General features: G+C 64.9%; 10 protein-coding genes. 4 read left to right on the forward strand and 6 right to left on the reverse strand.

Annotated elements, in window-relative coordinates:
* Positions 1-480: 480 nt before the first annotated feature.
* Complete coding sequence (locus tag FJQ54_RS11070) at positions 481-1209, forward strand: RNA methyltransferase (protein ID WP_140928470.1); 729 nt, start codon at positions 481-483, stop codon at positions 1207-1209.
* Positions 1210-1324: 115 nt separating this feature from the next.
* On the opposite strand, the gene FJQ54_RS11075 is transcribed toward FJQ54_RS11070, so the two are convergent.
* On the reverse strand, positions 1325-1993 hold the full coding sequence (locus tag FJQ54_RS11075) for a response regulator transcription factor (protein ID WP_328592177.1): 669 nt from the start codon (positions 1991-1993) through the stop codon (positions 1325-1327).
* Positions 1994-2196: 203 nt separating this feature from the next.
* Positions 2197-2568, reverse strand: coding sequence for a CtrA inhibitor SciP (gene sciP / locus FJQ54_RS11080; protein WP_235890426.1), 372 nt, complete (start codon positions 2566-2568; stop codon positions 2197-2199).
* Between the two features lie 485 nt (positions 2569-3053).
* Between sciP and mnmA the strand changes: the two genes are divergently transcribed.
* Positions 3054-4145: a tRNA 2-thiouridine(34) synthase MnmA gene (mnmA, locus tag FJQ54_RS11085; RefSeq protein WP_268920580.1), complete on the forward strand. Its 1092-nt coding sequence runs from the start codon at positions 3054-3056 to the stop codon at positions 4143-4145.
* Positions 4146-4184: 39 nt separating this feature from the next.
* Here the strand turns inward: mnmA and coaBC are convergent, their stop codons facing one another.
* The 3 genes from coaBC to FJQ54_RS11100 form a co-directional block, all read right to left on the reverse strand.
* On the reverse strand, positions 4185-5369 hold the full coding sequence (gene coaBC, locus FJQ54_RS11090; RefSeq protein ID WP_181160112.1) for a bifunctional phosphopantothenoylcysteine decarboxylase/phosphopantothenate--cysteine ligase CoaBC: 1185 nt from the start codon (positions 5367-5369) through the stop codon (positions 4185-4187).
* Positions 5370-6325: 956 nt separating this feature from the next.
* Positions 6326-7033: a hypothetical protein gene (locus tag FJQ54_RS11095; RefSeq protein ID WP_140928472.1), complete on the reverse strand. Its 708-nt coding sequence runs from the start codon at positions 7031-7033 to the stop codon at positions 6326-6328.
* Between the two features lie 5 nt (positions 7034-7038).
* On the reverse strand, positions 7039-8232 hold the full coding sequence (locus tag FJQ54_RS11100) for a toxic anion resistance protein (RefSeq protein WP_140928473.1): 1194 nt from the start codon (positions 8230-8232) through the stop codon (positions 7039-7041).
* Between the two features lie 108 nt (positions 8233-8340).
* On the opposite strand from FJQ54_RS11100, the gene FJQ54_RS11105 reads away from it, so the two are divergent.
* The gene (locus FJQ54_RS11105; RefSeq protein ID WP_140928474.1) at positions 8341-9084 is read left to right on the forward strand and encodes an alpha/beta fold hydrolase; all 744 of its coding nucleotides are present in this window, start codon (positions 8341-8343) and stop codon (positions 9082-9084) included.
* 3 nt (positions 9085-9087) lie between these two features.
* Entirely contained in the window at positions 9088-10611 is a 1524-nt protein-coding gene (locus FJQ54_RS11110) for a DUF4403 family protein (protein ID WP_140928475.1), read from the forward strand.
* Between the two features lie 604 nt (positions 10612-11215).
* On the opposite strand, the gene FJQ54_RS11115 is transcribed toward FJQ54_RS11110, so the two are convergent.
* Positions 11216-12085 (reverse strand): dienelactone hydrolase family protein, encoded by an 870-nt coding sequence (locus FJQ54_RS11115; RefSeq protein WP_140928476.1) that lies wholly within the window; start codon positions 12083-12085, stop codon positions 11216-11218.
* Between the last annotated feature and the right edge of the window lie 28 nt (positions 12086-12113).

Here is a 12113-nt window from a genome sequence, read left to right on the forward strand (position 1 = left end):
GGGGAGCAACGCCGGGCCTGATCCACCAACCTCATCACCACCCACAACCGTCACCCCGGACTTGATCCGGGGTCCAGCTTGTTCTTCGGCAACGTTTGGGCAAGAAAGCTGGACCCCGGATCAAGTCCGGGGTGACGTGTGAAGAGGTGGGCGGGTAAGGCCCAAAGCGCCGCAGGCACTAAACACGCAACCTCGCGCCAAGCGGATGGCCCCCACCCCAACCCCTCCCCTAAAGAGGAGGGGCTAAAAACTCAGGGGGTGCAGGGGCGTCACGCCCCTGCCGGGTCCCGGGCAGAGCCCGGGCCGCCGGAGGCATCGACCGTTCCGCGCCAGCCACCGCATCTCCGAACCAGTCTCGACCGCGCCGCGCCAGCTTCTGCGGCTCTGCGCCCACCTTCGCTGCTCCACACCGGCCCCGCATCCGCGAAATCCCCGCTCGGGACTCGACGCGAAGGCCGGGCTGGTGCATCGGCCCCCGCCATGACGGCGCCTGCAATCATTCTCGTCCGCCCGCAGCTGGGTATGAACATCGGCATGGCGGCTCGGGCCATGGGCAATTTCGCGCTGGATCAGTTGCGGCTGGTGTCGCCGCGCGATGGCTGGCCCAATCCGGAGGCCGGGCCGCCGGCTGCCGGGGCGGATCATGTGCTGGAGGCGACGACCGTGCATGAGAGTGTGGCGGAGGCGCTGGCGGATTGCGCCTTGACCTTTGCGACGACGGTGCGGCCGCGCGATATGCCGAAGCCGGTGGTGACCCCGCGGGAGGCGGCGGCGATGATCCGGGCGGCGGCGGCGCGCGGGCAGAAGGCGGGGATATTGTTCGGGCCGGAGCGGTCCGGGCTGACGGCGGATGATCTGGCACCGATTTCCACCATCGTGACCTGCCCGATCAACCCGGGGCATGGGTCGCTGAATCTGGCGCAGGCGGTGTTGCTGCTGGGCTATGAATGGTTTCAAGCCGGGGATCCGGAGACTCCTCAGCCGTTGCAGCATGAGCCTGCGCCGCATGGCGAGGTGGCGGGGCTGATTGCGCATCTGGATTCCGCGCTGGAGGAGGCGGGCTATTATCATGTGCCGGATCGCACGCCTGCCACTCGGCGGACTCTGGCGCAGTTGCTGACGCGGCCGCAGTTTTCGGCAGAGGAAGTGCGCACGTTGCGTGGCATGATTCGTGCGCTGGCGGAGGGGCGGCGCAAAAAGCGGGCCTGACACGCGGACGCGCATCAGGCCCTTAAGGCTTCCAACCCGGTATGCCGGGATAACTGTCGAGCAAAGGGTGCCGGGCTGCCCGCACGGGCGGGCAGCCGGCCAGAGGGGGGTGTGATCAGGCCTCGTTGGCGATGGTGTAGCCGCGGCCCCACACTGTCTCCACCACCGGCGGCGCGCCGGCTTCGGAGAGTTTGCGGCGGAGCTTGCAGATGAAGACGTCGATGATCTTCATCTCCGGCTCGTCCTGCCCGCCATAAAGGTGGGCGAGGAACATTTCCTTCGTCACCGTCATGCCCCGGCGCGTGGCCAGAAATTCCAGGCAGGCATATTCCTTGCCCGTGAGCGGCACCTGAATGCCGCTGACAGCAGCGCGGTGAGCGACGAGATCCAGCGCCAGCGGGCCGAATACCACTTCCTGCGGCGCAGCCGCCCGCGCCCGGCGCAGCACCGCATGGATGCGGGCCAGCAGCTCGTCGCGGTGGAAGGGCTTGGTGATATAATCGTCCGCGCCTTCCAGGAAATTCTCGATCTTGCTTTCCAGCCCGCTTTCGCCGGACAGGATGATGACGGGCGTATCCGGGCGCATCTGGTGCAGCTGTTGCAGCACCTGCGTTCCGGCGACATCCGGCAGGGTGAGATCCAGCACCACCACATCGAAGCGGTAGGCGCGGGCGAGATCCAGCGCATCTTCGCCGAAGCCGGTGACATAGACGGTGAAGCCCGCCATCTCCAGCATGCGGGAAAGCGCGTCGGACAGCAGCCGGTCATCCTCCACCAGCAGCAGCCGGGTGGTGCCTTGCGGCGCCTGAAAGCGCGAGCGGGCGGGGCCTGCGGAGGGGTTCACCGCTGTGCCCATCTGCGGCTCCAGCGTGTCTGCCTCGCGGCGGCCCGTTACGCGGATGGCGTCGATGCCGCTGAGCGGATCGTGGCTGCCCTGCCCCGGACGGGATGGTTCGATCATGGACATGTCAGAAAATCCTTCTCAGATCAGATCGACCAGGGTCGGCTGAGATCGCGGTGCGCCGGTTCCGTCCGTTCCACCCTGGGGGCGGCGGGCTTCAGCGGATAATCGCGATAAAGCTGGATGCGGGTGACGCGCAGGCCGGGGACACCGGCGCGGTCGATCGATTCCTGCCACAGCTCCAGCTCTTCCGGGCTGAGGCGGTAACGGGCGCAGGCTTCGGCTGCCGTCAGCAGGCCGCCGCGGATCGCGGCGATCACTTCGGCCTTCCGCCGCACCACCCAGCGCCGCGTATCGGGCGGGGGAAGCGATTCCAGCGTGATCGGGCGGCCCAGCGGACCGGGCACCTCTGTGGGGCGTTCATCGTCGCCGCGCGCACCATTCGCATGGGCGGGCAGCCGACGGGTTTCGGGGGATCCAGCGACGGAGTGCGCGCCGGCCTTGTTTGGTTCGGCCTGTTTTTGTTCGTTCATTTTCAACCCTTTGCTCTTCCGACGAAGCAGTTGCACGCTTACTCGGTCGCGGTCGGGGCCAATCCCGCTGCCGGTCCTGCTTTCGGCACGCCCCGGACAGCCTCACCTGTCCGCGCCGCTGCCCGAGCGCTTCCGGCTTTCGAAGCCCGCTGCCTGCAAGGGCCAGTCATGCCCTTGTGCTTTCCACCCGCCCGGCCCATCTGGGCACCGCGCAGGCGAAAGCGCGACTTTGCGCTTCAGCCTCTGTCGTCGGCCTTCTGCTTGCCTTCTCCCAAGCAACGGCAGGTCTGCGCCCGCCTTGAGACCAACGATGATTGCAGGTAACCCGAAACGTGGCCGAAGTGGTGCAAAGCATTGTTACGGGTGATGTCCCGGGGGCCGCAGAGGCGATTCAGGAAGCACTTCGTCACATTTCGGCGCGTTTACCGGCCCCCGGCACCCGTGTGGTGGTTGCCATGTCGGGCGGCGTGGACTCGTCCGTGGTCGCGGCCATCGCCCATTGGCACGGCTGCGAGACCATCGGCGTCACCCTGCGCCTCTCTGATTCCGAAGCCGCGCCTGCCCGCGCCGGAGCCTGTTGCGCCGGGTCTGACATCGCAGACGCCCGTGCCGTCGCCGATGCGCAGGGCTTCGCCCATTATGTGCTGGATTACGCCTCTGCCTTCAAAAGCGAGGTGATGGAGGCCTTTGCCGACAGCTATCTGGAGGGCCGCACCCCCGTGCCCTGCATCAGCTGCAACCAGACGGTGAAGTTCCGCGACCTGCTGGGCGTGGCGCAGGATCTGGGCGCAGAGGCGCTGCTGACCGGCCATTATGTGCAGCGGCTGGACGGCCCCGCCGGCCCGGAACTGCACCGCGCGGCGGACCCTTCCAAAGACCAGAGCTATTTCCTGTTCGCCACTACCGCCCCGCAACTGGCGCGGCTGGGCTTCCCGCTGGGCGGGCTGGACAAGCCGACGGTGCGGCTGCTCGCCGAACATTTCGGCCTGCGCGTGGCCAACAAGCCGGACAGTCAGGACATCTGCTTCGTGCCGAACGGCGATTATCGCGCCGTGGTGCTGAAGCTGCGCCCCGGCGCGGACCGGCCCGGCGATATCGTGGACATGGACGGCCATGTGCTGGGCCGCCATGGGGGACTGATCGGCTTCACCGTGGGCCAGCGCCGGGGTATCGAGATCGGCGGGCAGGCCGAGCCGCTCTACGTGATCCGGCTGGAGTCTGAAGCGAACCGGCTGGTGGTTGGCCCGCGCGCGGCACTCGCCGTGCAGACGGTGGAGCTGGACCCGCTGAACTGGCTGGCTGGCCCTATCCCGCCCGAGGGGTTGGAGGTGGCGGTGAAACTGCGCTCCATGGCCCCGCTGGCCCGGGCGCTGCTGCTGGGCGGGGTGACGCCCCGGCTGATCTTCCCGGACCCGCAGTTTGGCGTTTCACCCGGGCAGGCGGCGGTGTGTTACGAAGGTGAGCGGGTGCTGGGCGGGGCGTTTATCCGGGCGGCGGTTTAGCGCGCGGGGCGCGGCTGCGCGCTCCGGTTCCTCTGCCGATCAGTTCTTCAGAAATTCCGCGATCCGGGCTGCCAGCGCGCGGGCCACGTCGTCTTTCGGGCCTTCCGGCAGGCTTTCCACCCCGGCGGCGGAGACCAGATGCACAAGGTTCCGCTCCCCGCCCATCACGTCGCCTGACACATCGTTGGCGACGATCAGGTCGCAGCCCTTTTTCGCCAGCTTGGCCTGTGCGTGGGCGATCACATCATTGGTTTCGGCGGCGAAGCCCACCACCAGCGCCGGGCGCTTCGCATGGCGGGACAGGGTGGCGAGGATGTCCGGATTTTCCCGCAGCGCCAGTTGCGGCGGGCCACCTTCGCCCTTTTTGATCTTTTGCCCGGTCGGCTCCACGCCCCAGTCCGCCACCGCCGCCACCATCACTGCCGCGTCGGCGGGCAAGGCGGCCTCCACCGCGTCGGCCATCTGCCGGGCCGTTTCCACATCCACGCGGGCAACACCCGGCGGAGTGGCAAGCGCCACCGGCCCGGAAATCAGCGTGACGCGCGCGCCCAGCGCCGCCAGCGCCCCGGCCAGCGCATAGCCCTGCTTGCCCGACGAGCGGTTGGCGATATAGCGCACCGGGTCAATCGGCTCGTGCGTCGGCCCCGCCGTCACCAGCAGATGCCGTCCATTCAGCGGGCCGTCGCCCAGCACGGCGGCAATCGCCGCCATGATCCGCGGCAGCTCCGGCAACCGACCGGGGCCGAATTCGCCGCAGGCCATCGGCCCCACATCCGGCTCCAGCACCGTCACCCCGCGTTCGCGCAGCGTGGCGACATTGCGCGCCGTGGCGGCATGGCCCCACATCCGCACATTCATTGCAGGGGCCACCAGCACCGGCGTGTCCGTCGCCAGCAACAAGGTGGTCGCCAGATCGTCCGCGTGGCCCCCCGCCATCTTCGCGATCAAATCCGCCGTGCCGGGGCAAACCAGCAGCAGATCCGCCGAGCGGGACAGCTGGATATGCCCCATCTCCGCCTCGTCCGTGAGATCGAACAAGTCCGTATAAGCCTTCGCCTCCGCCAGCGCGGCGGCCGACAACGGCGTCACAAACTGCTGCCCGCCCTTCGTCAGCACCGGAGTCACACTGCCCCCGGCGCGCCGAATCTCGCGGATCAGCTCCAGCGACTTGAACGCAGCAATGCCGCCGCCAATGATCAGAAGGATGCGCTTCCCTGCCAGCATGACGCGTGACTAGCCGTTCAGAGACGGTTTGGGAATTGCCCGCGCTTTGTCTGCCGGTCGGCGCGGGGTGTTTGCCTGCGGCGCGAAGGGCTCCGCCCTTCACCCGGCAGGGGTCTTTAGACCCCTGCACCCCGGTTGTTTGGGGTCGGGTTTGCGCGAAAGGTCATGAAAGTCATGCCCGCGCAGGCTTGCATGGGTTGCCGGGGCCGGCTGTTGGGGGGATGAAAGGTGCAAAGAACGTGGGGACGCTGGCACAATCGGGCTGTGTAGGACAGGTTGCCGATTGCGAGCAAAGTGGCACCATCGGATGCCTGCTCTCGACGTTCATATGGGCGAGGAGAAAGGGAAATGTGTACTGTGCCCCCTGATTTGGAAATATGCACACTTCCTGCAGAAATCAGAAATTCGATCACTGATGTCAGAAGTATGCGAATTTGCGAGATGGTGCATGAAAAGAATTATCAAAATCTCACTATTTAATATCGAAACTCACATAGAAGAATTTATTTTACCTAGAAAATTCGACGCAATATTAGAATCTATTAATATTACAGAATCTGAATCTGGAATGATGATTTCTACATTTAAGATGACTGATCTTCCAAATAACAGCACGTTCCATCTATGCAAATTTCTAACTTTCAGAAATAATTTTGATCCATTTTCTGGAGGGAAGTATTTTGGGGAGATTAGGTTAAATTTTCTAGATCATGTTGATAAAAAATACAAATTTGTGACAATAGCGCACTGTCGGTCAAGCAAGATCGAAGTTGCTATGATTGAATGACTTATTGTATTGTAAAACACAGAATTCGAGGTACACTATACCTAATCCCTAAATTCAGCACGACGCCATCGGCTGCAATGGCAATAGAGTTTTCGCGCGCACTCCCCCAATTAACGGGGTGAAGGGGTTAAAGACCCCTTCCCGCCGGAGGCCCCCTTACCCTTCCCCCTTAATCCTTCTTCCCACCATAACGGCTTTCCAGAAACCGCCCTTCGGTTTCCAGTGCGCGCAGGCGTTCGGTTGCCAGTTCCTTGGCCAGCCGGTCCATTTCGCCGCCCACTACGCGGAGGCCGTCGCGGAAATGGGCTTGGGCTTCCGGGGTGGCGCGGTGGCTGGCGGGGACTTCGGCGTAGCTTTTGACCAGCCTTGGGAGGTGGTCGCTGAGCAGTTTTCGGGCGTCGTCGGCTTGCGGGGTGGCTGGGTCCAGCTGCTTCAGTTCGGGGGCGAGGCGGTCCAGCTGGGCCATCACCATGTCGATTTCGCGGGCGGCCGGGGCCGGGAGGGCCGGGCGTTGGGCTTCCAGCCAGCCTTCCACTTGCGCGGGGAGGGTGCCGAGCGGCGCGGCGGGGAGTTTTTCCAGTTTGGGCGCGCGGGCGCGGGGCCAACTGGCGAACAGCAGCATGGCGCAGAGCACGGCGACCACTGTGACCATCACGCCGAGGAAGCCCAGCGGGGCCACCAGATTTCCGTAGAAGAAGGCGCCCAGCAGCACGGCGAGCACGGCGAAGGCCATGTTGCGCATGCGGCGGCCGACGTTGCGCGCGCCGCGTTCCACGCGTTTCGCCTGCCGCGCGACGCTGTCTGTCGCGCGGGTGGTGCGTTCCAGCCATGCGTCGTAGCGCGCCAGTGCGTCGCGCGTTTCGGGCTGCATGCTCATGCCGTTCAACCCGAGACGGGGAGCAGCGGATCAGCCGAGGCTGCGCCCTTCCCCTCGATCTGCGCCATGCCTTCAGCGCGGGCGATATAGCCCTTCGACTTTTCCACTTCGGACGACAGGGTGTTCACCGTCGTCTTCATCGATTCCAGCGCTTGCTGCTTGAAGACGTCGATGGAATCCATCGTTTGATAGATGTTTTCGAACGCGCGCTTCAGCGTTTCCACGGGGATGGTGGAGCTGGCGGCCTGCTTGTGGATTTCCGCCGTTTGCGTGCGCAGCATGGTGCCGGTGGCGTCGATCACATTGGCGGTGGTGGTGTTCAGCGCGGTGATCTGATCCAGCACCAGCTTCTGCCCCGTCAGCGCCTGCGCCACCGTGACGGCCGTGCGCAGTGCGGAGACGGTGGTGGTGGAGGCGCGATCCACGCCCTTCAGCAGCTCGATATTGTTTTTCTTCACAAGGTCTAGCGCGAGATAGCCCTGCACGCTGACGGCCATTTGCGTCAGCAGATCGGTGCTGCGCTGGCGGGTGTAGAACAGCGCGGTTTCGCGGATGGCCTTGGCCTTGGCGGGATCGCTGCTGTCCAGCTCGATTGCCGCCGTTTCCAGCTTGGTATCCAGCAGCTTGGACATGTGGATCATCTGTTCCAGCTTGCCCATGGCCTGCCACAGCGCCTTGCGCTCCGTATCGATGGCGGCATTGTCGCGCAGCAGCTCGTCCTTGCCGTTGGCGAGGCTTTTCAGGATCGTGCTGATGTGGCCCTGCGCGCTTTTGTAACTGTCAAAATAATCGCGCGCCTTGTCGCCGAAGGGGATGATTCCGAACAGTTTTTTGCGCGTCATCAGGTCTCCGCGCTTGGACGGGTCCAGATCCTCCACCGTGCGGCGAAGCTGGGACAGGTCCGCGCCGATGCCATTGTCCTTGTCCATCGCCCGCACCGGGCGATCGAGAAAGCGGTTGGATTGCCCGGCGGCCTCGGCGATCTGCGCCTGACCCAGATTGGCGAGGCGATCCACCTCCTTGCCGAATTCGGGGCTGTTGGCATCCTTCGCCACGAGGGTGGCGATGAAGCCGTCCACGCGCTTTTCCAGTTCGGTCGTCTCAGCGGTTGAGAGAGGGACGAGCCCTGCGGCGGCCTCGGGCTCCACGATGGCCACGGCCTCCGGGGCGTCCAGCTTCAGCTTCGTTTCGGTTGCCATTTGCACCTTCGCAACAATAGGGGTCACTCTCTCGCAACGGAAAATGGCCCTGCCTGCGCGGAATCGCAAGTGTTGCAACCCGCCTGATCCCGGTGCAAGCGAGCGGATATGGAATTCCACAGCTTCGACGGCACCCGCCTGCATGTCACGGAACTGGGCGAAGGCCCGCCCGTGCTGCTGTTGCACGGGCTGTTTTCCAGCGCGGAGACGAACTGGATCCGCTATGGCACGGCGAAGCGGCTGGCCGAGGGCGGATACCGGCTGATCATGCCGGATTTCCGTGGCCATGGGCAAAGCGACGCGCCGGAGGGGGCGGACTATTGGCCTGCGGATGTGCTGGCGCGGGATATCGAGGCGCTGGTGGCGCATCTGGGGCTTGGCGGCGATTTCGTTCTGGGCGGCTATTCGCTGGGCGCGCGCACGGTGGCGCGGCTGCTGGCGCGGGGGATGCAGCCGCGTGCTGCCATCTTCGCAGGTATGGGCCTGCGCGGGCTGGTGAAGGGCGGGGATCGTGCCGGTTTCTTCGTGCGGATGATCGAGGGGCGCGGCACATGGGCGCGCGGCACGCCGGAATTCACCGCCGAAGCCTTTATGAAAAGCAGCACGAAGAACCCGGATTGCATCGTCCACCTGCTGAACGGCCAGCAGAGCACGTCGGACGATGTGATCGCCGGCTTTGCGCTGCCCAGCCTTGTGGTGTGCGGGGCGCAGGATCAGGACAATGGCTCTGCCCCCGATCTCGCCGCGCTGTTGCCGGATGGGCGCTACGCCGAGATTCCGGGGACGCATATGGGCAGCGTCACCCGCCCCGAACTGGGCGCGGCGATGCTGGATTTCCTGAAAGGGCTTTGAGCGATGCTGAGGGGGCTTTTTCTTCTCAGCCTCCTGCTGCTTGCGGCGTGTCGCCCGTCTGAACCGGCGGCACCGCCGCGCGCCACCGGGGCCGCGGAGATTCCCGTCTCCACCTCCCGCGTGACGGTGCCGATCAGCGCCAGCCTGTCCGACCTGGAGGCGATGCTGAACGCCGAAGTGCCGGAAGTGCTGCAGCGGATCGACCAGCAGGAACAGGCCTGTATTCCGGCGCAGCATGTGAACCTGTGCCTGAAGCATGTCCGCCCGTGCAAAGGGGAGGAATGCCGCAACGTGCCCTGCAAGCTGGGCACGAAATCGGCGAAAATCTCCCCCAGCATCTCGTGCCGGATCGTCGGCGAAATCCGCAGGGGCCGCATCCACCTGTCCGGCGAGGGGGAGCGTATTCACCTGCGGATGCCCGTTTCCGCCGAGATCAGCGCCAACGACGTGGGGCATATCCTGTCTGAAACCGCCACCGCCAAGGCCGAGGCGCGCGCCAACATCAGGCTGGATATGACGCCCCAGTGGCGGCCGATTGCCAAGGTGGACATCGATTACAGCTGGACGGAAAAGCCCGGAATCGAACTGCTGGGCCAGCGTGTGACCTTCGCCAGCCGGGCGGACCCGCATCTGAAAAAGATCATCGCTGACCTTGAACGCTCGCTGCCCGCCAAGCTGGAGCGGTTGCAGCCTCGCGCCCGACTGGAAGATGTGTGGAAGGCGGGCTTCACCACGCTGGAACTGAACGCGCGCAACCCCGAAGTGTGGATGCGCGTGACGCCGAGGCGGCTGGATTTCGGCGGCTACCAGATTGTGAACGGTCGGCTGCTGCTGAAGGCGGAACTGGAAGCGGGGGCGGAAACCTTTGTGGGCAGCCGCCCCGAAGCGCCCCGGCCCACCCCGCTGCCCAATTCCGGCCGCGTCGCCGCCGCGCATGGCTTCCTGATCACCGCGCCGGTGATCGCGGATTATGCCGTGCTGGAGCCGGTGCTGTGGAAAGCCCTGAACAAGCTGGCGAAAAAGCCGATCGAGGTGCCGGGCATCGGCCCGGTAAACGCCAGCTTCGGCCCGCCCACCATCTATGCCATCGAGGGCGGGCAGATTGCGCTGGGCCTGACCATCAAGGCCGCGCGGCCGAACGGATCCATGGCCACAGACGGCAAGGTCTGGTTGACCGGCACGCCCTATAACGAGCCCAACTCCCCCATCGTAAAGGTGCGAAACCTGAAAATCGCCGGTGAGTCAGACAGGATTGCCGGAAACCTTGTGTTCCTGATCGCCCAGTCAGAAGCCGTCACCACCGCGCTCAGCGAAGCGCTGGCACAGAATTTCAGCAACGATATCGCCAAGCTGAAAGTGAAGATCGACAAGGCCCTGACAGAGAAGAAAGTCGGCGATTTCGTGCTGGACGTGCAGATGCAGCCCATGCGCTTCGGCGTGGTGCAGGCTTTGCCGCAGGGGGCTTATTTGCCGGTGGAGGTTTCCGGGACCGGGTCTGTGCATTGGTACCCGCACGTTTCGCGTTGAGGGAGGGCTGGTTTGAAATGAAGGGGCTCTGCCCCTTCACCCCGGCAGGGGCGTGACGCCCCTGCACCCCGGGACTTTCTGTAGCCCCTCCTCCTTTAGGGGAGGGGTTGGGCTATCGGCTGGGCGTGAGGTTCGGGATTTATAGCCTGCGGCGCTTTGTGGAAGTGGCCAGCCGGCTTCTCCACCCGTCACCCCGGACTTGATCCGGGGTCCAGCTTTCACCTCCAACGTTGCCGAAGAACAGCTGGACCCCGGATCAAGTCCGGGGTGACGGTTGTGGTTGTGGGGAGGTTGGTGGGTTTGATCGGGGGCCTTCGACAGGCTCAGGCTGAGCGGGTTGGGAGGTGTGGGGGGCGGGGAGGTTGGTGGATCAGGTCCAGCGTTGCTCCCCTCTCTCCAGTTCTCTCCCCGGCGGGGAGAGAGGGCCTTCGTAGCGCCGCAGGCAATCAAAGTGGATCACGCGCACAACGCTGGATCTGGGCCGCGACGCCAATGTTGAGGGTGCAGGGAAATCATTTCCCTGCTGGGTTCCAAGGGCAAAGCCCTTGGCCGCCGGAGGCAAGAAAGCGCCGCCCCAACGCAGCAAGCGCAACACCCCGCCCGCCTACAAATGCGTCCCGAACCATCCCAGCGTTTCGGCCCATGCGATCCGCGCCGAGGCGTCGTGGAAGCTGGGGCGGTAATCGGCGAGGAAGCCATGGTCTGCTTCGGCGAAGCGGATGATTTTGCTGCTGCTGTTCGCGGCTTTCAGCGCGGCCTGCATTTTCTCGACGTCGGCGATGGGGATGCCTTTATCGAGGTCACCATAGAGGCCCAGCACCGGGGCGTTCAGTTGCGCGGCGATATCGATAGGGTGTTTCGGCTGCAAATCCGTGGGCTGCCCCACCAGCCGCCCATACCATGCGACCCCGGCCCTCAGCCCCGGATTGTGCGCGGCATACAGCCATGTGATTCGCCCGCCCCAGCAGAAGCCCGTCACCCCCAGCCGCTTGGCATTGCCGCCATCCTTGCCCGCGAAGGCCGCTGCCGCGTCCAGATCGGCCATCACCTGCGCGTCCGGCACTTTGGAGACGATGGTTTTGAACAGCGTCTGGATATCGGGGGCCGTCGTCGGATCGCCCTCGCGTTGATACAGGTCTGGCGCGATGGCGTAATAACCTGCGGCGGCGAAGCGGCGGGTGATATCCTTGATCCATTCGTGCAGGCCGAAAATCTCCTGCACCACCAGCACCACGGGGGCGTTGGCCTTGCCCTTTGGCTTGGCGCGATAGGCGTTCATGGTGAAGCCGTTCGCGGCCTTGAACGTCAGCATCCCGGCGTCCAGCCCGTCTGTGGGCGTGACGATGGCGTCCGCGCGCACCGGCTGCGCCGCCAGCGCATAGCCCAGCGCCGCCGCGCCGCCGCCCAGCGCCGCGCGGCGGCTGACGCCGCTCATCCGCACCCAGTTCTCGGTTTCGGGCAGGCGATCCGTCATGGCTTTCTCCCTTTGGACTCTGTGGTTA

The organism is Sandaracinobacter neustonicus, from assembly GCF_006385875.1.
In the GTDB taxonomy this organism is placed as follows: Bacteria; Pseudomonadota; Alphaproteobacteria; order Sphingomonadales; family Sphingomonadaceae; genus Sandaracinobacteroides; species Sandaracinobacteroides neustonicus.